The sequence below is a fragment of the Streptomyces sp. NPDC104313 genome, from assembly GCF_055583985.1.
In genome coordinates this window covers 58821-82009 of sequence record NZ_JBVJMW010000017.1, presented here as the reverse complement: position 1 = coordinate 82009, position 23189 = coordinate 58821, and the positions used below count along the sequence as shown (strand labels likewise).

Sequence of the window (23189 nt, the reverse complement as noted above, 5' to 3'; positions counted from 1 at the left end):
GGCGGTTCAGGGGCGGGGCCGGGAGTCGGCGACGAGCTCCACCTCGTACCCCGCCGGGTCCTCCAGATAGGCGGCGTGATGCCCCTCGCCGCCCGCGTACGGATGGCGGTCGGGGAACAGCAGCCGCCAGCCGTGCGCAGGGGCCTCGGCGACCAGGGCGTCGAGGGCGGCCCGGTCCGCGATGTGGAACGCCAGGTGGTTGAGCCCGGGGCGGCGGCGGTCGTGGCCTCCGACGGCCAGGTCGGGCGACTGCTCCAGCACGACGTACGTGTCACCGCGACGCCAGCTGCGGCCGTGGGCCCAGTGCTGGTACGGCACATGGCCGAGCCGGCCCAGCAGCCATCCCCAACCGCGCTCCGCCGCCGCCAGATCCGCCACCCACAGCTCGATGTGGTGCACCCGCCCGGTGGTCTCCCCGGCGGCGGGCAGCGGGACGGCGCGGCCGACACCCCCGGGAACATACGCGATCGGCTCCCCGTCCCGGTGCCAGTGGATCATGAAGTGCTCGCCCGCGCGGTATCCGTCCAGGCCCGCACGGCAGTACGCGACCATCTCGTCCGGCAGGGCGGCCAGCGGGAACCAGTCCAGCTCGGAGCACTTCTCCGGCTCCGCGTTGCGCGGCGGGCGGGTCGGGTCGTACTCCGCGACGAAGAACCAGCCCATGCGCGCCCCGCCGCCGGGGCCCCGGTGCTGCATCACGAGGGCCACCCGCAGCTCGTCGGGATCCAGCTGGAGGCCGATCTCCTCGGCTGCCTCCCGGATCATCGCCTCGCGGACGTCCTCGCCGTCCTCGGCGTGGCCGGAGGGCATATGGAACAGCCCGTCCGCATATCCCGTGTTGGCACGGCGGGCCAGCAGGACGTCCGGGCCGCGGCGCAGGATCAGATGGACGTCGACGACCTCGGTGTGCCGGTGCGGCGGCATCGCGCGGGCGATGAGCGCGTAGCGCTCGTCGTCGACCTCCTTGCCCCACAGCCGGGAGTCGGGGGCCAGGTCCTCGTGGTGGATGCGCTCGGTGTGCGCGGAGAGCAGGGCGGTGAGGGCGGTGGCGGACAGGCCCGCGCCGCCCCACACCCCTTCGATCAGAATGATCCGACCGCCCGGCTTGAGCAGTCCGAACCAGTGCTTCAGGGCCGCCGCCGGGTCGGGCAGCAGCCAGACGACGTGCCGGGCCACCACGACGTCGAACGCCCGCTCCCCGACCGGGGGCCGGGCGGCGTCCCCGACGAGGACCTCCGCGCCGGTCCCCGCGAGCTTGGCACGGGCCCGGTCGGCCATCCGGGGCGAGCGGTCGACGGCGGTGACGCGGTGGCCCTGACCCGCGGCGAGCAGGGAGAGACTGCCGGTGCCGCACCCCAGGTCCAGCACATCGCCGCGGGTGCCGGGCAGCCAGCTCTCCAGCCGCCCGGCCCAGGCGTCGCGCACCGCGGGGTCGAGGAGCCCGTGGTCGGGCTCCTCGTCGAAGGATCCGGCAGCCGCGTCCCAGTCGATCGTGGTCATGGTGCCGATGTTCTCAGCCGCCACTGACAGTGCGGGACTCCTCTGCCGACTTCCGGCCACCGCGCAGCCTGCGGATCAGCCGGCTGATCAGCGGCCAGGCCACGATCAGCACCACGATCGCGTAGACCGTGACGGAGAACGGGGTGTTGACCAGGCCGGACACGCTCCCGTCGCTGATCTGGAGCGCGCGGCGCAGCTGCTGTTCGGCGGCCGGGCCGAGGATCACCCCGATGACGGCGGGCAGCACCGGCAGCCCGTAGCGCCGCATCCCGAACCCGAGCAGCCCGATGATCAGGAGGATCACCAGGTCGAGGGACTCGCCGCCGACCGCGTACGCGCCGACGGCGGCGAAGAAGAGGATGCCCGCGTACAGATACGGGCGCGGGATCCGCAGGAGCTTCGCCCAGACGGGCGCGAGCGGCAGGTTGAGGGCCAGCAGCAGCACCATCCCGACGAAGAGCGAGGCGATGAGACCCCAGACCAGCTCCGGTTCGCGTTCGAACAGAAGGGGGCCCGGCTGGATGCCGTACTGCTGGAAGGCGGCCAGCATCACGGCGGCGACGGCGGTGGTGGGCAGCCCGAGGGTAAGCATCGAGACGAGGGTTCCGGCGGCGGAGGCGGAGGCCGCGGCCTCGGGCCCGGCGACGCCTTCGATGGCCCCCTTGCCGAACTGGTCGCGGTGCTTGGAGAGCCGCTTCTCGGTGACGTAACTGAGGAAGGTGGGGATCTCCGCGCCGCCCGCCGGGATCGCCCCGAAGGGGAAACCGATGACGGGACCGCGCAGCCAGGGCTTCCAGGTGCGCTTCAGATCGGCGCGCCCGAGCCACGGCCTGCCGACGGGGATCGGCTTCCCGGTGGAGCGGCGCAGGTGGGCCGCGACCCAGAGCGCTTCGCCGATCGCGAAGAGTCCGACCGCGACGATGACGACGTCGACACCGTCGGCCAGTTGGAGCGAGCCGAAGGTCAGGCGCTGCTGACCGGTCATCTGGTCGAGGCCGACCAGCCCGATGGTGAGGCCGATGAGGAGCGAGGCGATGCCGCGGATGCGGGAGGCGCCGAGGACGGAGGTGACGGCGATGAAGGCCAGCACCATGATGGCGAAGTAGTCGGGCGCTCCGATGCCGATGGCGAGCGACGCGACGGTCGGGGCGAGGACGACCAGCAGGATCGTGCCGATCATGCCGCCCGCGAAGTGCCCGATGGCGGCGGCGGCGAGCGCTTGGGCGCCGCGTCCGCCCTTCGCCATCGGGTTGCCCTCGATGGCGGCGACCACGGCCGCGCTCTCCCCTGGGGTGTTGAGGAGGATCGAGGTGGTGGAGCCGCCGAACATCGCTCCGTAGTAGATCCCGGCGAACATGATGAACGCGCCGGTCGGGTCGAGTCCGTACGTCACCGGGAGCAGCAGCGCCACGGCCATCGCCGGGCCGATGCCGGGGAGCACGCCGATCGCGGTACCGAGCAGGACGCCTATCGCGGCCCACATCAGGTTCATCGGGGTGAGCGCGGTACCGAAGCCGTCGATGAGGGAGTTGAGTGAATCCATCGGTCAGAGCACCCCCATCAGCGGGCCGCCCGGAAGGGGGACACCGAGCAGGTTGTCGAAGACGAAATAGGTGGCGAGGGAGATGCCGGCCGCGATGAGCGGGTCCCGGCCGTGGTGCCGGCTGCCGAGCGCGTAGGCGGAGCCCCAGAAGAGCAGCGCCCCGGCGATCGGGAAGCCCAGGGGGCCGATCAGGACGGCGGCGCCGAGGAAGACCCCGGTGAGCAGGAGGACGGTACGCCAGTCGGCCGGTTCGTCGAGGTCGACGTCCTCGCCACCCTCCGCCTCGCCGCGTCCGCCGCGCAGGACGTCGCCGGCGAGCAGGACGGAGATGAGGAGGAACAGTCCGCCGATGACGAAGGGGACCGTCCGGGGGCCGACGGGGCCGCGCTGGGCGATGTCGACGCTCATGGTGAAGGCGTCGGTGAGAACGAGCAGCCCGAGCGCGAACAGCAGGACACAGACGCCGAGTTCGGAGCGTTCACGCAGCCAGGCGAGGACGGTGCCCTCCTCGTGTACGGCTTCGGCGCTCGGCTGCCCCGCGGAGTCGGTGGGTTCGGTGGTCACAGCCCCAGCTCCTTGAGAACGGTGGCGACACGCTGGTTCTGCTCGTCGAGGAAGTCGCCGAAGGGTTCGCCGATGAGGAGGGCGTCGTCCCAGCCGTTCTTCTTCATCGACTCCTTCCACTGCTTCGTGCCGTGGAGTTCGCGGAGCAGGCCGGTGAGCTTGTCGCGTTCGGCCGGCGAGAGGCCGGGTGGGGCGACGATGCCGCGCCAGTTGGTGAACTCGGTGTCGAGTCCGGCTTCGCGCAGGGTGGGGGCGTCGAGGCCCGGCACCCGCTTCGGACCGGTCACGGCGAGCAGTCGCAGCTCGCCCGCCTCGATCTGGTCGCGGTACTCGCCGAGGCCGGAGACCCCGAAGCCGACCTTGTTGCCGAGGATGGAGGCGAGGAGTTCGCCGCCGCCGTCGAACGGGACGTAGTTGACCGTCTTCGGGGCGATGCCGGCCGCCTGTGCCATGAGCATCGGGGCGAGGTGGTCCGGGCCGCCCGGCGAGGAACCGCCGCCGACCGGGACGCGGGCCGGGTCCTTCTTCCAGGCGGCGAGCAGGTCGGCGATGGTCCGGTACGGGGAGTCCTTGGAGACGACGACGATGCCCGGCTCCTCGGTGAGCCGGCCGATCGGGGTGGTGTCTGCCAGCGTGCTCGGGGACTTGTTGGTGTGGACGGCTCCGACGACGCCGAGCCCCATGGAGAGCGCGAGCTTGCCGTTGCCGCGTTCGCCGACGAGCCGGGTCAGACCGACCGTTCCGCCGGCGCCCGGCAGGTTGAACACCTCGATGTTGTGGGTGAGCCCGGCGTCCTCGGCGTTCTTGGCCAGGGTGCGCGCGGTGATGTCGTACCCGCCGCCGGGAGTGTTGGGGACCATGAAGCGGAGCCCGGGAATCTGGGTGCCGGTCTCGGAACCGTCACCGGTGGACAGCAGGGGTGGCCCCACCACCACCAGCAACGCGGCCCCGAAAAGGGCGAGGAGAGTGCGCAGTCGCACAGGTTCCGCCTTTCACTGTGAAGTGGCCCACATGTTGCCTGTGCGTTAAGAAGCTGTCTCTCTTCCGGTATCAACGGACGTTGTGGTCATTGCGGTCGCCGCTTAGCGTGGCGGCGTGACAACTGTGCTGGTGGTGGACGACGACTTCATGGTCGCGAAACTGCACAGCCGCTATGTGTCCGCTATGGACGGCTTCACGGTCGTCGGGGTGGCGCACAACGGTGCCGACGCCTTGCGGGCGGCCGAGCGGCTGCGCCCCGATCTCGTACTGTTGGACATCTATCTGCCCGATATGGACGGTATCGAGGTGTTGCGTGCCTTGCGTGCGGCGGAGGAGCGGGACGCCTCGCGCCCCAGCGCGGACGCCCTGTTCATCACAGCGGCCCGGGACGCGGGGGTGATCCGGGCGGCGCTGCGGGCGGGGGCCCTGCACTATCTGATCAAGCCGTTCAGCCCGTCCGCGCTCCAGGAGCAGATGCGCCATGTCGCCTCGCTCCGCACCCGCCTGGACAAGCTGGGAGAGGCCCGCCAGGAAGACGTCGACCAGATCTTCGGCACCCGCCCGCCCGGCTCGCGCGAGCTGCCGAAGGGCCTGGCCGCCCCCACGGCCGACCTGGTGGAACGCACCCTGCGCGACCACCCCGAAGGCCTGTCCGCGTCGGAGTGCGCCGAGGTGGGAGCGCTGTCCCGGGTGAGCGCGCGCCGCTACCTCGAGTACTTCGCCGGAACGGGCCGGGCCGCGGTGACCCTGCGCTACGGGGGCACGGGCCGGCCGGAGCGCCGCTACCGCTGGACGGGGTGAGAAGGCAGGGGACGGCGTCCGCGCACCGCTGCTCGGCGCAGGTGGTGGTCCGCGCCCACCTCACGTCACTGAGGAAGGCGGCCCGAACACCGCGCCCAGAGGCCGGCCGGCGCCTCGGGGACAGGTGCCGGCTGCCTCTGGCGCCCTGCTCGACGGCGTCGCTCACGGGGGCAAGGTGCCCAGGCGTCCAGTGCGACGTCTCCAGCGGACAGGGCTGTCGCCGCCCATGCGCCGCGCTGACCCCGTTGCAACGTGTCGCCCGGTGGACGACAATCCCGATGTCATCGAACGGCTGACAGGACGGGGAGGCGCACATGAACGCGGCAGACCAGCCGTCCACGGCCGGTGTCGGCACCCACGGCCCGGCGTCCTTCATCGCCGCCGCAGCGGCCCTTGCCGCCATGGACGACGCGCTGCGCGTCGCGCAGCGCGAGACCCCCGACGCCGTGGGCCCCGGCCCCGATCAGGTGCTGGCCTCCCTGTTGCTGCTACGGCAGGTGCGCGAGCATCTCGCCGGCTGGGAGACCGGCCTGATCGAAACCGCCCGTGGCGCGGGCGCCAGCTGGGCCGCTCTCGCCCGCCCTCTCGGTGTCGCCAGCCGCCAGGCCGCCGAGCGCCGCTACCTGCGCGGTCGCCCCGGCGCCGCCGGAACCACCGGCGAGCAGCGCGTGGCGGACACCCGCCGGGCGAGAGCCGCCGACCGCGCCAACGCCGACTGGGCCCGCGCCAACGCCGCCGATCTGCGCCGCCTCGCCGGGCAGATCACCGCGCTCGCCCACCTCACGCCCGGTGCGCGCTCAGCCCAGGCCGCCCTGCACGCCGCTCTCGGCGCCTCTGACGCCGCCGAGCTCATCGCCCCGCTGGGCGGCATCCGCCCCTACCTCGATGCCCGCCACACCGGCCTCGTCGAATCCCTGGACGCCCTCGGCGCCCCGGCGCACGACCACACCGCCGACAATGACTGACTCCCCCGCTCGGAGGCACACCAGCCAGGTGTGGCCCGGCCCACCCCGATCCACGCCGGTGACGGGCACCACCCTGTCCCGGCCCCGCTCCGAGTCCATTCATGACGTTCCCACAGAGAGAGATCCCATGGGCAGCAATGTCGAGACGCTGGAATTCCAGGCGGAGACCCGCCAGTTGCTCCGGCTGGTGATTCACTCGATCTACTCGAACAAGGACATCTTCCTTCGTGAGCTGATCTCCAACGCCTCCGACGCCCTGGACAAGCTGCGGCTGGAGTCGCTGACCGACTCCAGCCTTGAGGTCGAATCGGCTGACCTGCATATCTCCCTGGAGGTCGACCCGGAAGCCCGCACCTTGACCGTCCGCGACAACGGGATCGGTATGACCCGCGACGAGCTGGTGGAGCTGATCGGCACGATCGCCAAGTCCGGCACCGCCGGCCTGCTGGAGAGGATCAAGGAGTCCAAGGACGCCGCCACCGCCGAGAATCTGATCGGGCAGTTCGGCGTCGGCTTCTACTCGGCCTTCATGGTCGCCGACAAGGTCACTCTGCTCACCCGGCGGGCCGGCACGGAGACCGGCACCCGGTGGGAGTCCGACGGCGAGGGCACCTACGCCATCCAGGCCGTCGACGGCCCGCCCGTGGGCACCTCGGTCACCCTGCACCTGAAGCCCGCCGACAGCGAGGACGGACGCGGCGACTACCTGTCCGGGTCGAAGATCCGTCAGATCGTCAAGCAGTACTCGGACTTCATCCGCTGGCCCATCCGCATGGCCACCGAGCGCACCGCCACTGATGGCGCGACCACCCGCGAGACCGACACGCTCAACTCGATGAAGGCGCTGTGGGCCCGGCCCCGCACCGAGGTGACCGAGGACGAGTACAAGGAGTTCTACCAGCAGATCAGCCACGACTGGCTGCCCCCGGCCGAGACGGTCCATATGCGCGCCGAAGGCACCTTCGAGTACGAGGCTCTGCTGTTCATCCCCTCGCAGGCCCCCTTCGACCTGTTCTCCCGCGAGACCAAGCCCGGCGTGCAGCTGTACGTCAAGCGGGTGTTCATCATGGACGACTGCGAAGCGCTCATGCCCAACTACCTGCGCTTCGTCAAGGGTGTCGTGGACGCCCACGACCTGTCGCTGAACGTCTCGCGCGAGATCCTCCAGCACGACCGTCAGATTCACGGCGTGCGCCGACGCCTGGTCAAGAAGGTCCTCGGCGCCCTCAAGGACATGCAGTCCAAGGACGCCGAGCGCTACGCGAAGGTGTGGGAGCAGTTCGGCCGGGCCCTGAAGGAAGGCCTGGTCGAGGACGCGGACAACACCGAGGCCCTGCTCCAGCTGGTGTCGGTGGCCTCCACCCACGACCCCGACCGAGCCACCACGCTGCGCGAGTACGTCGAGCGCATGAAGGACGGCCAGGACACCATCTACTACCTGACCGGCGAGAGCCGGGCGATGGTGGAGAACTCCCCGCACATGGAAGCCGTCGCGGCGAACGGCTACGAGGTCCTGATCCTCACCGACCCCGTAGACGAGGTGTGGGTCGACCGGGTCCCGGCCTTCGACGGCCACTCCCTGCAGTCCATCGCCAAGGGCCAGGTCGATCTCGGCGAGACCACCGAAGGCGAGAAGGAAACCGACGCGGCCAGGGCCCAGCGCGAGGAGGACTTCGCCGACCTGCTGCCCTGGCTGACCACAGCCCTGTCCGAACAGGTCAAGCAGGTCCGCCTGTCATCACGCCTGACCACCTCGGCGGCCTGCATCGTCGGCGACGCCCACGACGTGACGCCGACCCTGGAGAAGATGTACCGGGCGATGGGCCAGCAGATGCCCACCGTCAAGAGGATCCTGGAGCTCAACCCCTCACACCCGCTGATCACCGCCCTGCGCACGGCGCACAGTGCGGACGCCGATGCCCCCGCACTCACGGAGGTCGCCGAGCTGATCTACGGCAGCGCACTGCTCGCCGAAGGAGGCGACCTGCCCGACCCGGCCCGCTACACCCGGCTGCTCGCCGACCGCCTGGCCAGCACCCTGTAGCCACAAGGTGCCGCCCGGCACCGATGAAGCCGCCCGCGTCGGCGGCGTGCCGGGCGGCGGTCGCGGTGGGTGGGACCCAGGCGCTGTACGACTGGAACGGGGTGAACATCGCCGACGCGGCGGGCCGCCACAGCCGCCGACCGCCGCGGCACCCCTCTCATACCCCTGCCGCGTCCCTCCGGGACGTCGGGCGCGGCAGGACGTGACGGGCCGGGGTCCGCCGTCCGCCCCATCGGACGGCGGACCCCGGCCCGTCGTTGCGCGGCGGGTCAGCCGATGACCGAGGAACAGGTGGTCGGGGTGGCGCGTGCCGGGTCGAGGGCGTTGGCCACCTCGTGGAAGGCGATGCGGTCGACGGTCCCGATCGCCACGTGTTCGGACAGGTCGAGCGGGCACAGGTCCTGGAGCAGCACATTGCGTACGTTCGGCCCGTCCAGGTACTGCGTGCGGTACGGGGTCACGACCTGGTCGTACTCGGTCGCGATGACGGTGTAGCGAACGCCGGGGACGGTGTCGCCGCCCGCCGTGAGCTTGGTGATGAAGGGCGATCCCGCGATCTGGTCGGCGAGTCCGGGGGTGTTGTCGCTGATGAACTTCTCGACGCCGGGGAAGAACGGCAGCAGCTTGGTGAGACCGAGCAGCGTGGTCCCGTGGTTGTCCGGGGCGATTCCGACGAGGGCGTTGACCTTGTCGGCGCCGCCGAGGAACTTCAGGTAGTAGTTCGGCATCATGCCGCCCTGGGAGTGGCCGACGAGGTCGGCCTTCGGGGCTCCGGTGGCGTCGAGGACCTCCTCGACGAACACGTCGAGCTGCTCGGCGGACTTGTCGATGGGTCCGAGGCCGTGGAAGAACGGCACGCCGGGGAGCCGGCCGTAGTCGAGGGAGAAGACGCAGTAGCCCCGGTTGACCAGGTAGGGGGCGAGGACCAGCCAGTTGTCGACCGAGTTCCCGAAGGTTCCGTGGACCAGGACGACGGGGCGGGGATGGGCGGCGGAGGGCTTGCAGGAATAGTCGTTCCAGCCACGCGACGTGGCCTCGGCGGCCGGGGTCGCCGCGGTCGCGGTCGCCCCGGGGGCAACGAGAACGGTGAGGGCGAGGAGCAGGGCGGCGAGCAGACTGCGCGTGCGGGGAACGCGCGCAGCACGGATCCAGGGCAGCATCGTGTGGTCTCCTTGCGGCTCAAGGGAGGTGCGATGGCGGTGCGCCCTGTGGCCCGGACCACAAGCTTTATGTGCTCATGCCAAATTACGCACGAGTAAGGTGGCGAGGGAAGTTACGCGTCGGTAAAAACTGGCGGGCGGGAGCACCGCCCCGTGCCGCCAACGCGGCCGGCCCCCGCCTCCCTCGGTGGGTGACGCGCGGCCGGCCGGTGATGGGCAGTCAGGTCAGGGAGCCGACGCCTCCGCCTTGGATGTCGACTTGACGACCGCCCCCGCTTCGCCCGCCTCCCGGTCCGCGCCCCCGTCGGCGCGCCCCACCTTCCGGAGCAGCAACGTGGCCGTCACGGCCAGTGCGAGCATGACCGGTACGGCTCCCGTCGCGATCCAGGCGAGGCCCTGGGTGAACGATTCCCTTGCCGCGGAACCGAGTTGGGCTCCCGTCTCCGCGGGCAGCCGGCCGGCGGCTTCGAGGGCCGCCGGCAGGTTGTCGGTGACCGTTTCACGGTCGGAGACGGGTACGCCGTCCGGCACCGAGCCCGTCATCCCGCCGCGGTACGCGACGTTCAGCACGCTGCCGAGGACCGCGATACCGAGGGCGCCGCCCAGTTCCTGGGTCGTCTCCCCCACCGCGGCCGCCGAGCCCGCCCGCTCGGGCGGCGCGGCGTCGACGATCATCCCGATCCCGAGGGACGAGACCGGCATCAGACCGGCGAACAGCAGCGAAGCCGCCGTGACGACGGTTCCGATCCCGGAGCCGCTGTCCACCTGGGCGAGCACAGTGAAGCCGACAGCGGCGATCGAGAGGGACGCGCCGACGACGTATCCCTTGCCCACCCGGGCCGCGACGCCCTGAGCGACGAACATCGCGAGCGTTCCGCTGACGACCATCGGCAGGCTCCACACCGCCGACTCCAGCGGCTCCATTCCCAGCACCATCTGGAGGTACTGGGAGATGAGGAACTGACCGCCCAGCATGAACACCACGGTCAGAGTCAGCGTTCCGAGGGAGACGCTGAAGCCGCGGTTCGCGAAGAGCCTCATGTCGAGCAGTGGGTCGGTGAGCCGGCGCTGCCGTACGACGAAGAGGGCGCCGACCACGAGGCCGAGCACCAGGGACAGCAGCGGCAGCGGGGCGACGCCCTCCTCGGCGACCCCCTTCACTCCGAAGACGACCAGCAGGATGGCGGCCAGCGACATCGCGGCGCTGGTCAGGTCGAGCCGGCCGGCATCCGGGTCACGGACCTCCGGAAGTACCAGCGGGCCCGCCACCAGCAGGAACACCATGACGGGCACGGCCACGAGGAAGACCGAGCCCCACCAGAACACCTCCAGCAACACACCTCCGACCAGGGGGCCGACCGCGCCGCCCAGCATGAAGCTCGTCATCCACACCGTGATGGCGAAGCCTCGCTGCCCGGCGTCGTGGAACATGGCGCTGATCAGTGACAGCGTCGAGGGGCCCAGTACCGCGCCGGCGAGGCCGAGGAGGGCGCGGGCCGCGATCAGCGTCTCCGCGGTGGGCGCGTAGGCGGCGAGCACCGAGGCGAGGCCGAAGGCAACGGCCCCGATCAGCAGCATCCGACGGCGGCCGACGCGGTCACCGAGCGTTCCCATGGTGATCATCGCGCCCGCGATGACGAACCCGTAGACATCGGTGATCCAGAGCAGTTGCGCCCCGGAAGGCTCCAGATCCCGGCTCAGGGTCGGCAGCGCCAGATGAAGCACGCTCATGTCCATGATCACGAGCATCGCGGGCAGCGCCAGCGCCGCCAGCCCGATCCACTCGCGCACCCCGGCGCGCGGCGCGGTTTCCGTGTCCACCGGATTCTCCCTTCCGGGTCACTCGACCCGTCGGGCTTACCCTAGGTATTAAGCTTTCGATAGGTAAGGGCTTACTTCCCGGTCAGCCCCCGACCGGGCCGACAGTGCGCAGGCCGGACCGCCGACCCGGGGAACCGATCCGAGGCGCCGCTCGGCACGAGAAGGCGCCCCGCTCCACCTCCAGGGAACGGGGCGCCGACGGGCAGCGGGTTCACTTCACCTCGTCGTGGCGCTCACGCGCGGCGACGATGTCTCCGATCCGATGCGTGATCCACTCGACCAGGCCGCCCAGCGTGACCGCCAGCTCCCGCCCCAGAGGGGTGAGCGAGTAGGTCACCTGGGGCGGCACCGTGGCTTCGACCTCACGGGCGATCAGTCCGTCCCGCACGAACACCCGCAGATTCTGGGACAGCATCTTCTCGCTGATGCCGCCGATCCTGTCCCGCAGCACGTAGAAGCGCATCGGCCCCTCCTGCAACGAGGCCAGAATCAGCACGCCCCAGCGGCTGCTGACGTGATTCAGCACGGTGCGGGCCGGGCAGTCCGCCGTAAAGGCGTCACTCATCGCGCCGACTTTCTCATCCTTGACCTCAGAGCTTACGTCCACATCTGGAACTTACTACAGAACATGACCTTACGAAAGGAAAGCTCAGAGCCCGCCCGCCCCCCGGCGCTGCGCCGTTCGGCCCCGTCCCGCCTGCGCGGACGCCGTCCCGCCCGGACCGTGGGGGCATGACTTTCGTCGACGAGGTGAAGAACGCCGTCACCCCACGGGCCGCCCTGCTCGTCATCGGTGTGCTCGGACTGCAACTGCTGTTCATCGCCTCCTACGTCGGAGCGCTGCACAAGCCCAAGCCGACGGATGTCGCCTTCGGGGTGGTGGCCCCGCAGCAGCTGTCCCAGCAGCTCGTCGACCGGCTGGACGGGCTCCCCGGCGGACCGCTCGACCCCCGTACGGTGAGCAGCGCCGCCGAGGCCCGGAGACAGATCATGAACCGCGACATCGACGGCGCCCTGATCGTCTCGCCGGAAGGCCGCACCGACACGCTGCTGGTCGCCTCCGGCGGCGGAACGGCTCTGGCCGCCTCCCTGGAGGGGATCCTCACCGAGGCCGACGCCACCCGGCAGCGAAGCGTGCGGACCGTGGACGTCGCCCCGTCCTCCGGCGAGGACTTCAACGGTCTCTCGTCCTTCTACCTGGTCATCGGCTGGTGCGTGGGCGGCTATCTCTGCGCCTCGATCCTGGCGATCAGCTCCGGCGCCAAGCCCGCCAACCGGCAGCGCGCGGTGATCCGGACCGGAACCATGGCCCTCTACTCGATCGTGGGCGGCATCGGCGGCGCGATCATTATCGGTCCGGTCCTCGGCGCGCTGCCGGGCAGCTTCTGGGGGCTGGCCGGCCTGGGCGCCCTGGTCGTCTTCGCGGTCGGCATGACCACGCTCGCACTCCAGGCACTCACCGGTATCGTCGGCATCGGCCTGGCCGTCCTCATCGTCGTCATCGCGGGCAACCCGAGCGCGGGCGGCGCCTTCCCGCTGCCGATGCTCCCGGACTTCTGGCGGGCGATCGGCCCGGCCCTCCCTCCGGGCGCTGGCACCTGGGTGGCCCGCTCGATCGCCTACTTCCGGGGCAACGCGGTCACCGGGCCACTGCTGGTGCTCTCGGCCTGGGCAGTCGTCGGCACCGCGCTGACCCTGCTGCTGTCGATGCGGCACCGGCCGGGGCCGGACGGCGACAACGGTACGGGGACGGCACGCGCGGCGGGCGGGTCGACGGTCGCCTGACGCCCACGCCCACGCCAGCTCGGCGCAGACCGTCGTCCGGATGAGGCCGTTGACGATGTCGCCGTTGCCGTAGTTGGCCGTGGCGTCCAACGCGGTGACCTCACCGTCGTGCACCTGGGTGGTGGAGCCGCTGCGGGTGACCGCCTGGCCGACCGTCGCGTCGCCCGCCCGGGTGATCGCCCGGGTCGAGCCGCCGTAGAGGTTCACCTCGCTCGGGTGCGCGGTGTCCGAGGTGTACTTGACCAGGCCGTAGTCGTTCTCCGGGAAGCTGGAGCCCTCGTTCGCCCCGATCTCCGAGCCGCCCTGGGTGTCCGACCAGCCGGTGACCGACTCGGTGCGGTGGCCGGCCGTCAGGAAGTACGGCCAAGTGGGGTGCCCGTACACGGAGGATGGGGCGCCCACTGTTCCGAGACGGCGAAACGCACACAAGGTCGACTTCCAGACGTGCACACGACAGCGACGCTTCGCACGCGGGGCGTTCACCTACCCCGGGTCCCACCATGTCGGTTCCGATCGCGAACACTCGGTGCAACCATGGACGGCCCCCGGGTGAGGACGAGGCCTGTCCGGTATTCGCCGGTGCCGGTCCGGATGGTGTGCCCACCCGTCCGGATGCCGACGGAAATCGCCCGCCGGGGACCTCCCAGTACCTTCACAGTTCCTGTCGCCCAACAGTCCCGGTAACGCCTCTGATGGGTCATCATCGAAAGGGCAGCACACGCCGGGCACACCGTGTCCGGGCCGGCCGGGTGACCGAGCGGAGGAGGAACGGGTGCGCAATCGGGTGCTCGCGGCGGACGGGCGGCATCTGGTGGTGGAGCGGATGGGAGACCCACGGGGAAGACCGGTCTTCCTCCTCCACGGCACTCCGGGCAGCAGGCTCGGACCCGCTCCCCGCGGCATGGTGCTGTACCAGCGCCATACGCAGCTGATCACCTACGACCGCCCGGGATACGGCGGCAGCGACCGGCACGAGGGCCGCCGGATCAAGGACGTCGTCGAGGACGTCCGGGCCATCGCCGACTCGTTGGGACTGGAACGATTCGCCGTGGTGGGCCGCTCCGGCGGGGCCCCGCACGCCCTGGCCTGCGCGGCGCTGATGCCGGAACGGATCACCCGGACCGCGGCGCTGGTCAGCCTCGCGCCCCGGGACGCGGCCGGTCTCGACTGGTTCGACGGGATGACCGCGTCCAATGTGCTCGCGTACTCCACGGCGGCCGACGACCCCGACAGCCTGGCGGAGTCCTTCACCGTCCGCTCGGCACAGATCCGGCGGGACCCGGCCCGGCTCCTGGACGATCTGCGCCGGGAGCTGACCGACTCCGACCGACTGGTGGTCAACGACGCGGGCATCCGGTCCATGCTGCTGCGCAACTTCAGCGAGGGGCTGCGCAATTCGGCCTACGGCTGGATCGACGACGCCATCGCGTTCTGCAGCCCCTGGGGGTTCGATCCTGCCCGGATCACCGGAAAGGTGCTCCTCTGGCACGGGGTGAAGGACGTTTTCGCCCCGGTCGGGCACTCCCGTTGGCTGGCCGGGCAGATCCCGGGCGCCACCGCCGTACTCGAACCGGCGGCGGCGCACTTCGACGCGTTCCCGATGCTCCCCCGCATCCTCGACTGGCTGCTGGACGAGCGGGAGCACCCGGACGGGATCCGGTCGGCCGCCGCACCGGGAGGGTGAGCCCTCCCGGCCGGACGGTCACACCGACATCGGTTCCAGTTCCCGCCGGAACCGCTCCTCGGTCCGGGCGATCCGCACCAGCGGATGGTCGTCCCCGAGCTGGCGCGACAGCTCGGGGACGAGCTCCGCCCGCAGCTGCACCGCCTGGTCCTCGCGCCCCATGGCGGCGAGCGTGACCGCCATGTTCGAGGTCATGGCCAGGGTCTCCGGATGGTGCGCCCCGAGCGCCTCGCGCAGCTGCCCGGACAGCCGTCGCTCGGTCTCCAGCACGATGTCCAGCTCTCCCCGGTCCGCCGTCGCGCTGGCCAGGTTCATCACACAGAACAAGGTGTTCGGGTGCTCGCGGCCGAACGTCTCCCGCATGGAGGCGACGACCAGTTTCAGCACCCGGTCCGCCGCTTCCAACTCCCCGGCCCGCGTCAGATAGACGCCGAGGTTGTTCTGCGCCGCCAGGGTGTACGGATGCTTCTCCCCCGGCACCTTCATGAACTGGTCGACGACCTCCTGCGCCAGGTCCCTCGCCTCGGCGCTCTCGCCCGCCGCGAACAGGTCGGCGGCGAGGTTGAGATCGCAGGCCAGCGAATCGGGGTTGGCGATGGTGTACTTCGCCCGGTAGCGGGCACGGGTGGCCACCGTGAGACGACGGGCGTCCTCCAGCCGGCCCGCCCTGCGCAACGACACCGCGAGGCTCTTCGCGGCGCTCAGCGTGGTGGGGAAGCTGCGGCCCATCGTCTCCTTGAAGCTGTTGTACGTGGTGCTGAGCAGCCCCACCGAGTCCTCGTACCGCCCGACCTCCCGCAGGTCACGGGCGAGGTTCATGGCTGAGGACAGGCAGTAGGGATGCTCCGGTCCGAGCACCTGGGAGCGGAGGTCGTAGACGTCCTGGTCGATCTCCCGGGCGCGGGCGTACTGGCCGACGCTGCGCAGGTTCAGGGCCAGGTTGTTGGCGGCGGCCAGGGTCCGGGGGTGGGAGTCGTGGAAGATCTGCCCGAACCCCTCGTGGGCCTCGGTCGCCATCTCGATCGCCCGGGCGTAGTCGCCGAGCAGACCGAGGTCGATGGCCAGGCTGCTGGTGGTCATGTACGTGTGCGGGTGTTCGGGCCCCAGCACCGCCCGCTGCCGTTCCAGGGTGACCTCGTCGAGGTCCTTCGCCTCCACGTAACGCCCGCGCGTACGCAGGATGTTGGAGAGATGGAAGCAGAGGTAGAGGTACTGCAGGTCCCGCTCCCCCAGCTTCTCCTGCCAGATCTCCCGCAGCTCGTCGCCCAGCGCGCCCGCGGTCCTGATGTCGCCGCGCTTCCAGAGGTAGCGGACCCGGTCGATCAGCAGCCTGCGGGTCTCCGGCTCCTTGCAGTTACGGGCGTCGGAGGGGCCGAGGTGCGGCCAGATCGTCGCGAAGCGCGGCCAGGTATCCGGGTTGTCGATCGGCTCGTCGTCGTCGGGCCGGGCGCCGGCCAGGATGCGGTGGACGACGTGCCGGGCCGCACGCTGCTCCTCCTCACTGAGCTGCGCCTTGATCACGGCCTGGACGAGGCGGTGGACCTGGATGGAGTTGGAGACCTGGTCGACCTTGGCGAGGGCGAACCGGCCGATCTCCCGGATGACCCGGCCCAGCACCAGCTTCTCCTGGAGCGAGGAGTCGTACGGCTTCAGCGCGTCGATCATCTCCTTGCTGTAGAGGAGGTTCGCGGAGATCGGTTCCGGGGCGAAGAAGGCGCAGAGCTGGAGCAGCCGCACGGCGGCGGGCGAGCGCTCCTTGAGCCGGGCGATGGAGATGTTCCAGGTCGCGGCGACCGGTTCCGGGTAGCCGGCCGGCTGGTTGAGCCCGAGGACCTGGGGAGCCTGCCGGGCGAGCTGTTCGAGATAGGCGTCGATGGGAGTGGCGGTCTCCGCGATCCAGGCGGCCGCCTGCTCCACGGCGAGCGGCAGGTCGCCCACGGCGGTCGCCACCTGGTCGGCGTCCTCGTCGCTGAGCCCCGGCGCCCGACGCTGGAGGTGCTCGACCGACTCCTCGCGCAGGAAGACGTCCACCGGCAGCGCGTCCCCGTGCTGGGACCAGCTCTGGTTGCGGGAGGTCACCAGGATGTGGCCGGAGCCTCCCTGCGGGAAGTAGCGGCGCAGCTGTTCGGGGTCGTCCGCGTTGTCGAAGACCAGCAGCCAGCGGTCCGAGGGCACCCCGCGCCGCAGCAGGTCGACGGCCTCCTGCGAGGCGGCGGCCATGTCGTCGCCTCCCTGGGCGCCGAGCCGGACGGCGAGTTCGGCGAGCGAGGCGACCACGTCGTCGGGCTGCTCGGACGATATCCACCACACCAGGTCGTAGTCGGCCATGAAGCGGTGCACGTACTCCAGGGCCACCTGGGTCTTGCCGACGCCGCCGAGTCCGTACAGGGTCTGCGGCTGCGGCAGGACGACGGCCAGGCCGCCGCCGAGCTGGTCGCGCATCCGCTCCAGGACGAGCGAGCGGCCGGTGAAGCCGGGGTTGCGGGGCGGCGCGTTCCAGATCCTCGGCACGGTACCGGGGAAGCGGGGTCCGGGCGAGACCCCGTCCGCCACCTGCACCGGGCGGTCCAGGGCCCGCATCACGGCGGTGGTGGCGTGCACCTCGTCCAGCCGGAAGAGGTCGACCGGGTTGCGGTCGATGTAGGGGGCGCTCAGGCGTACGTCCCCGACCCGCAGGGGGACCAGTCGGCGGCGGCCGCTGCCGACGGCCTCCGCGGCGGTCCGTTCCCACAGCTCGACCGCGCGCTGGGACTTCAGGTAGGCGCTGGAGAGCAGCACCACGGTGCGGGCGGGGTTCGAAGCGGTGGCCTCCGCCACCTCCTCCGGGGGTCGTTCGGCGGAGACGTCGCGCGGAACCACCCGGAAGCCGGCCCGGGTGAGGATCGATTCGAGCCAGTCGGCCCACATCCGGTTCTCCGCCACATAGCTGAGGAAGAGATCGGCGGGCAGGGCGGGCCTGCGCCGGGTGAAGGCGTCGCGGATCCGCAGGCGGACCTCTTCGCCGATCGGGGGCATCGAGGTGATCTCCCGGTCGGTGATGACCGCGGTGAGCCGTTCGAAGGCGGAGAGCAGCGAGTTGGTGAGCCCGGCCTCGTCGCCGAAGGTGGCGAGCGTCTCCTCGTAGGCGTAGTAGGGCCGGTAGGGAATCTCCACCGCACCCCAGTAGGCGGTGAGTTCGTCGCCGGACAGGTCGCGCGGCAGCCGGTCGAACTTGAGCCGGGCCAGCGCCCGCCCGGCGTCCGCCTTCTCCTTCTCGCCCTCGTCGATGCGCATCGGAACGGGGTAGAGGGCGATGGGGCGGCCGGTGTTGCGCTCGGCGATCTGGCGGGCGACGGAGGCCGCGCCGTCGATGGACTGGTCGCTGAGGGTGAAGCAGTCGACGAGCACGTCCGGGAGGTGGACGGTGCAGATGTCGGCGATGTCGCTGAGGCCGGTCCGGCTGTCGATGAGGACGTAGTCGTAGTTGGCCTTCATGTCGTCGCGCAGCGCGTCGAAGAAGTGGCCGCCGCCGAAACGGTCGTAGAAGTTGTCCCAGTCGAAGGTGGAGACGGTCGCGGAGTACTCGCGGTTCTGCCGCCCGGCGGAGACGAAGTCGAGCGTGCCGCCCTTCGGGAACTCCCAGCCGAGCGACTCCGGGGTCAGCGACACGGCGTGCGGCTGGATGCGGGCGTAGTCGCGGTGCCAGTCCTCGGCGCGCTGGGCGGGGCTGGTCGCGGCCCAGGCGTACTCGGTGATCAGGTCGATCACACCGGTGGTGGCGCCGAGGGTGGCCGGATCGAGGAAGGGGTGGAAGAACCGGTGCAGCCCGGGGGCCTCCAGGTCCCAGTCGACGGCCAGCACGCGCTTGCCGTTGGCCGCGAGGATCCAGGCGGTGTTGGCGAGCGCCATGGTGCGCCCGGTACCGCCCTTGTACGAGTAGAAGGTGACGATGCGCCCGTCACGACCGGCACTCATAGGTCCTCCGCTTCCGTCGCAGGGTCGTGCGGGTCGGGGATGTAGCTCGTAGCGCCCATGGGTCCGGTGAGCCGGGTCCGCTCGCCGGAGCCGCCGCCGGAGCCGGGAGGGTAGGCCTTCGCGTGCTTGAGGTACTGCTGGGCGGCCACCTCGACGACCTGGGGCAGGAGCTGGCCGAACGCCTCCATGGTCGGGACCCCTTTCGCCGCGGCCCGGCACAGGGCCCGGCCCTGGCCCATCTTGATCGGCATGGTCGCTTCCAGCCTCTCGGTGAGCTCGGCCTCCGCCGCTCTGCTCTGGTGGTCCTCACGGCTCCACGGCACGACCATGGTCACCCAGGGCCGGTTCTCGGCGTCGAAGGCGGCGAGCCTGCGGCGGTGGTCCTCGTCCCGCAGGGCCCAGCGGTCGACGAGCAGGATCTCGGGGGTGCTGGGCGGGGCCTTGGCATCGGGGCGGTCCTCGTCGAACGAGGTGATGACGGCCTGGTAGTTGAGCGAGCGGACCAGCTCCTCCGCCACATAGGCCAGCGGGCGGGCGGCGGCCGGGTAGTAGGGGTTCCAGTCCTGGGGGTGATCGCCGTAGTGGTCGCTGCTGCGGCCCTCGGGCAGATCGTGGCGGGTGGGCGCGGCGATGGTGATCTGCATCGGCCGGGGGGCGCCTACTCCGCTGCTGGGGGAGCCGAAGGCGCTGGGAGCGAGGCGGTAGTCGACGGGGCGGCCGGTGTCGATGCGGACCGAGTCGGCGACGCTCACGATGCGTTTGGCCAGTTCGTAGACGGCCCGTTCGTATTCCTCGGCGAAGAGCCTGAGCTTGATCAGGCCGTACAGCCCGTCACTGACGTACCGTTCCCCGAAATCACGGTGGTTGAACTGCAACCGCTCTGCGGAGCCCGGCAGTTGGCTCGGCGGCACCGGTACCCAGAGTGCCGGGACGATGGCCTCGGCGGGCTGGTTGGAGCGGGCGCGGTGGTGGATGGCGCGCTGTTCGAAGGCGTACCACTCCTTGCCGCACATCTCGCTGGCGAAGTAGCGCGGTGAGAACAGCGGGACGAAGACCCGGCAGGTGGCGAGGACGTCGCCGAGCCGTTCCGACCAGCCCTCTCCGGAACGTATCTCCCGGTCCATGAAGCCCGCGGGCGCGCCCGCGGGTAAGTCGGTCATGGCCATCACATGGCCACAAAGGTCTTGGAAAAGCCGTTCTACCCACATATCGGGGTCCGTGCCGCCGCCGTACCCCGGCGTGTGGGCGTAACTCAGAAAGAAATACGGCCGATGGCCCACCGCTCGCTGTTGCGTCGATGCGTGCACACGACCCCCGTCCTGTGTGAGCACTCGCATCCCGGAAGGAGGAAGGGAGTGGAAGCGAACTCATCATTCCGGAGCGGGCCACTTTCCACCCCACTGCCGTTCGGTCATTCGAACGTCACTTTTTGGTCAGATGCCAGGACGTTCGGCGCCTGACCGGACGACGGGAAGATCCTGCCGCGATTCTTCCCGGCCGCGCTCCGTGTTCCGCTGATCTCCTTGCGGACAGCGGAGATCAGCTGTTTACCGTCGACCGTCACCTCCGCCGCGTTCTCGATCTTGTCGAGAGCTTCCGGAACACCCGCGAGGAAGCGCGGGTCATAAAGCCCGAGCCCCGCCCGTTCGAATGTCTCGGCCAGCAGTCGGGAGAACGTCACGTGTTCGTTCCCCCAGGGCGTCCGATGCTCCCAGGTACCGTCCAAGGCGTAAAGATCCGTCACTTCACCGAGCGCCCGCAGTTTCGCCCGGCGGAATCCGCTCAGCAGGCCGAGCGCCAACTGCTTCGCCTCCACCGACGGCCCGATGCCGAGCGCGCCGGGCCCGTGGAGCCCCGGCTCGGCCTCACCGGTGAACAGCGGGGTCAGCGTGGTGAGCGTACGGGCGGCCTCGGCCGCCTGGTCGGGTACGGCCTCGGCCAGCAGTTCCCAGGCGTCGCCGACCCGGTGCGCCCAGGCTTCGGCCTCCTCCGCTTCGAGGCGGTCGGTCGCGGGAGCGTCGAAGCAGTCGCGGAGGGGGTCGAGGTCGTCCAGCAGGAGTACGGGGGCCGGCGCCCGGCGCAGGACGTGCACGGGCAGCCAGTGCGGGCTCTCGGGCGCATCGGGTGCGATGCGCAGCTCCGTGCCGGGCGCGGCCTCCGGCCGGCGGACGAGGAATCCGTCGCCCGTCGCGTGCACCACGGCCGTTCCCCGCTCCCCCGGGCCGCCGAGAACCACGGTGCCGAGGGTGGGCAGATACAGGCTTCCGTCCCGGTAGGCCACCGGCACGGACAGGTCGAGTCCGGCGCGGACGGCGGCGGCGGCCACGGTGGCGCCGAGCCTTTCGGCGGCGGGCTCCGTCATGCCGCGGCCCGCCTCGACGTCCTCCAGGGCGCCGACCAGCCAGGTGCGGGTGTAGGGGTGCGCGAGCACCGTGTCGAGCGCTTCGGCGCCCGGGGTTTGCGCCTCCAGCGTCGCCGCGAGCCGCCAGGCGTCGTGCCAGAGGGTCCCGCCCCGCCCGTCGAGGGTGTCGTGGAGAACCGCGAGCAGGGTTCGGGTCAGGTCCTGGTGTGCGGCGAGCAGTTCGTCCGGCGCCCGGACTGCGGGCGACTCGGTGGCCGCGGCCGTACGCTCCTCGATGCCCCGGATCAGGGCGGCCAGGTCGGCGCAGTAGACCGACGGGTTGTCGAAGCCACTGCCGGCGCCACTGCCGGGGCCGCTGTCGGAGCGGTACCGGTGGGTGTAGAGCCCGCCGCCGCACGAGCGCACGACGGGGCAGCGGCGACAGGTCTCGCTGACTCCGGCCAGACCGAGCTGCCGCGCCCGGACGCCGGGGTGGGCCGCGACCTCGTCGAAGGTGTTGCGGAAGACGTCGAACCCGGTGGCGGCGGCGCCCTCGTAGGCACTCTTGAGCGAGTCGACCTGTTCCAGCTTCCCGTCGGTCTCGATGACGACGAGGTCGGTGGGGGCCAGCCCGAGGGACTCGGTGAGGCTGGGGCCGCCGTTCAGGCTGGAGAGCACCGAGGCGAACATCCGGACGGGCATGGTGCGGCCCTGTTCGGTCCAGCGGTCGAAGACCGTCAGGAGCCAGTTCGCGTACGCGGTGGGCGATCCGTCCGGCCGCGGGGGCGGGTCGTCCCAGGTGGCGTGCGGCAGGAGGAAGTCGACGAGCGGAGGTTCGAGTCCGGCGAGGGCGTCCTGCACGGCCACCGGGTCGTTGTGGATGTCGACCGTGCACAGCAGGCCGAGGTCCAGGTGGCGGTAGCGCTCCTCGCGGAGCAGTTCGACGGCTCGCATCACCATCGGGTGGCTGCTGCGTCCGTCGGCGAATCGGCGGTGGCGGTCGTTGCCCGCGCGATCGCCGTCGAGCGAGATCCCGACCCGGACGTGGAACTCGTCGAAGAGGTCGAGGTAACGGGGGCTGAGCTGGACGCCGTTGGTGTGGATTCTGAGGTCCAGCTCAGCGATGCCGTTCAGGGCCGAGCCGAGCTCCTCGCAGACCCGTCGCAGTCGCGCGGGCCCCGCCAGGAGCGGTTCCCCACCGTGCAGGATCACTGTGACGGAGGGAAGCGCATGAGTAGCCGCATGGTCGGCCAGGCGCCGGGCAGTCCAGGAAATTGCCTCGTCAGAGATGGTCTTGGGGCGTGTCAGCCAGCTCTGATCCGCATGTTCGTAGACATAACAATGATCACAGGCCAGATCGCACCTGCTGTGCACTTTGAGCACGAATTCACGGAAGGGGACCAGGGGTCCTGTCATTCCGCCATTCTAGCCGCTTCCGACGCCGGCTCAGAGAGCCGAATTGAACGTGGAGATCCGGGTGGACCGGGCCGTTGTCGCACCGCATACACGGCTGATCTTCCTGACGGCCTCGGCGCTGCGGACGTCGGTCGCCGAGAGGGTCGCGCGGGTCTTCGCAGAGGCGAAGGCGGGGGTGGTTCCGTAGGTCTTCACGGCCGTCCTAGGGGGATCCTGAAGGGGTCTGTTTCCGGACATTGAAACGCTGCGGGATTACGTGTCATCAACACGTCCCGGCACGCGCACTTTACTACCGAGGAGGCCCTTCCACATGCCGGCGGAGCAGCCTTCGTACCTGGAATCAGAAGTCGAAACACGCTTTCCGCCCGGCCGCTCGGGTGAGCGGGGGACGAGCAGCGGAACCGGCGGGCCGGAGCGCCGGCCCCGCTGCCGCCGGCCCTCGCAGGTGAGAGGCTTCCCGCCGCCGGCGAAACCGCTCACAAAGATGCCGGGCGCGCGAGCCGTGTGGGCCCGAGCCGCGGGTGCCGGGGCGCTCCGGCGGGACGGCGGTTCACCCGTTCAGCGGTTCCCGCCGGGAACGTCGCGTTCCGGCCGGGCGACGCGCACGCGGCCCAGGTCGCGTTCACGGCG

General features: G+C 70.7%; 16 protein-coding genes and 1 pseudogene. 5 read left to right on the top strand and 12 right to left on the bottom strand.

What is annotated here, in order from left to right; all coding sequences use genetic code 11:
• Window positions 1-6: 6 nt before the first annotated feature.
• From ACZ60Q_RS30625 to ACZ60Q_RS30610, 4 genes are read right to left on the bottom strand one after another with little or no spacing between them, the layout of a single operon-like run.
• Entirely contained in the window at window positions 7-1500 is a 1494-nt protein-coding gene (locus ACZ60Q_RS30625) for a methyltransferase domain-containing protein (RefSeq protein WP_469640815.1), read from the bottom strand.
• 13 nt (window positions 1501-1513) lie between these two features.
• Window positions 1514-3043 carry a tripartite tricarboxylate transporter permease gene (locus ACZ60Q_RS30620; protein ID WP_469640814.1) on the bottom strand — a complete coding sequence of 510 codons (1530 nt, stop codon included), beginning with the start codon at window positions 3041-3043 and terminating at the stop codon, window positions 1514-1516.
• A 3-nt stretch (window positions 3044-3046) separates the two neighbouring features.
• Window positions 3047-3607 (bottom strand): tripartite tricarboxylate transporter TctB family protein, encoded by a 561-nt coding sequence (locus ACZ60Q_RS30615; protein WP_469640813.1) that lies wholly within the window; start codon window positions 3605-3607, stop codon window positions 3047-3049.
• Window positions 3604-4587, bottom strand: a complete 984-nt coding sequence (locus ACZ60Q_RS30610) for a Bug family tripartite tricarboxylate transporter substrate binding protein (RefSeq protein WP_469640812.1) — start codon at window positions 4585-4587, stop codon at window positions 3604-3606. The genes ACZ60Q_RS30615 and ACZ60Q_RS30610 overlap by 4 nt, the downstream gene beginning before the upstream one ends.
• A gap of 148 nt (window positions 4588-4735) precedes the next feature.
• Here ACZ60Q_RS30610 and ACZ60Q_RS30605 point away from each other — a divergent pair, with 148 nt between their 5' ends.
• The 3 genes from ACZ60Q_RS30605 to htpG all read left to right on the top strand — a co-directional run bounded on the left by ACZ60Q_RS30605 (window position 4736) and on the right by htpG (window position 8398).
• Window positions 4736-5389 carry a response regulator gene (locus ACZ60Q_RS30605; protein ID WP_469640885.1) on the top strand — a complete coding sequence of 218 codons (654 nt, stop codon included), beginning with the start codon at window positions 4736-4738 and terminating at the stop codon, window positions 5387-5389.
• Between the two features lie 314 nt (window positions 5390-5703).
• On the top strand, window positions 5704-6354 hold the full coding sequence (locus ACZ60Q_RS30600; RefSeq protein ID WP_469640811.1) for a type III effector protein: 651 nt from the start codon (window positions 5704-5706) through the stop codon (window positions 6352-6354).
• A gap of 127 nt (window positions 6355-6481) precedes the next feature.
• Complete coding sequence (gene htpG / locus ACZ60Q_RS30595) at window positions 6482-8398, top strand: molecular chaperone HtpG (protein WP_469640810.1); 1917 nt, start codon at window positions 6482-6484, stop codon at window positions 8396-8398.
• A 269-nt stretch (window positions 8399-8667) separates the two neighbouring features.
• On the opposite strand, the gene ACZ60Q_RS30590 is transcribed toward htpG, so the two are convergent.
• From ACZ60Q_RS30590 to ACZ60Q_RS30580, 3 genes are all read right to left on the bottom strand, one after another.
• The gene (locus ACZ60Q_RS30590; protein WP_469640809.1) at window positions 8668-9558 is read right to left on the bottom strand and encodes an esterase/lipase family protein; all 891 of its coding nucleotides are present in this window, start codon (window positions 9556-9558) and stop codon (window positions 8668-8670) included.
• Between the two features lie 225 nt (window positions 9559-9783).
• Window positions 9784-11307: an MFS transporter gene (locus tag ACZ60Q_RS30585; RefSeq protein ID WP_469640884.1), complete on the bottom strand. Its 1524-nt coding sequence runs from the start codon at window positions 11305-11307 to the stop codon at window positions 9784-9786.
• A 283-nt stretch (window positions 11308-11590) separates the two neighbouring features.
• Entirely contained in the window at window positions 11591-11944 is a 354-nt protein-coding gene (locus ACZ60Q_RS30580; protein WP_469640808.1) for a winged helix-turn-helix transcriptional regulator, read from the bottom strand.
• 167 nt (window positions 11945-12111) lie between these two features.
• Here ACZ60Q_RS30580 and ACZ60Q_RS30575 point away from each other — a divergent pair, with 167 nt between their 5' ends.
• On the top strand, window positions 12112-13164 hold the full coding sequence (locus tag ACZ60Q_RS30575; protein WP_469640807.1) for a DUF3533 domain-containing protein: 1053 nt from the start codon (window positions 12112-12114) through the stop codon (window positions 13162-13164).
• An 18-nt stretch (window positions 13165-13182) separates the two neighbouring features.
• On the opposite strand, the pseudogene ACZ60Q_RS30570 reads toward ACZ60Q_RS30575, so the two are convergent.
• Window positions 13183-13527: pseudogene (locus tag ACZ60Q_RS30570) on the bottom strand (S1 family peptidase); the annotation flags it as partial.
• A 409-nt stretch (window positions 13528-13936) separates the two neighbouring features.
• Here ACZ60Q_RS30570 and ACZ60Q_RS30565 point away from each other — a divergent pair.
• Entirely contained in the window at window positions 13937-14848 is a 912-nt protein-coding gene (locus tag ACZ60Q_RS30565) for an alpha/beta fold hydrolase (RefSeq protein ID WP_469640806.1), read from the top strand.
• A gap of 18 nt (window positions 14849-14866) precedes the next feature.
• Here ACZ60Q_RS30565 and fxsT read toward each other — a convergent pair whose 3' ends face one another.
• The 4 genes from fxsT to fxsA form a co-directional block, all read right to left on the bottom strand.
• Window positions 14867-18802 carry an FxSxx-COOH system tetratricopeptide repeat protein gene (fxsT, locus tag ACZ60Q_RS30560; protein ID WP_469640805.1) on the bottom strand — a complete coding sequence of 1312 codons (3936 nt, stop codon included), beginning with the start codon at window positions 18800-18802 and terminating at the stop codon, window positions 14867-14869.
• Window positions 18799-20139 (bottom strand): FxsC protein, encoded by a 1341-nt coding sequence (gene fsxC / locus ACZ60Q_RS30555; protein ID WP_469640804.1) that lies wholly within the window; start codon window positions 20137-20139, stop codon window positions 18799-18801. The genes fxsT and fsxC overlap by 4 nt, the downstream gene beginning before the upstream one ends.
• Window positions 20140-20213: 74 nt before the next feature.
• Window positions 20214-22559 carry a radical SAM/SPASM protein FxsBH, inactivated beta-hydroxylase extension form gene (fxsBH, locus tag ACZ60Q_RS30550; protein WP_469640803.1) on the bottom strand — a complete coding sequence of 782 codons (2346 nt, stop codon included), beginning with the start codon at window positions 22557-22559 and terminating at the stop codon, window positions 20214-20216.
• 30 nt (window positions 22560-22589) lie between these two features.
• Window positions 22590-22754, bottom strand: coding sequence for an FxSxx-COOH cyclophane-containing RiPP peptide (gene fxsA, locus ACZ60Q_RS30545; protein ID WP_469640802.1), 165 nt, complete (start codon window positions 22752-22754; stop codon window positions 22590-22592).
• Between the last annotated feature and the right edge of the window lie 435 nt (window positions 22755-23189).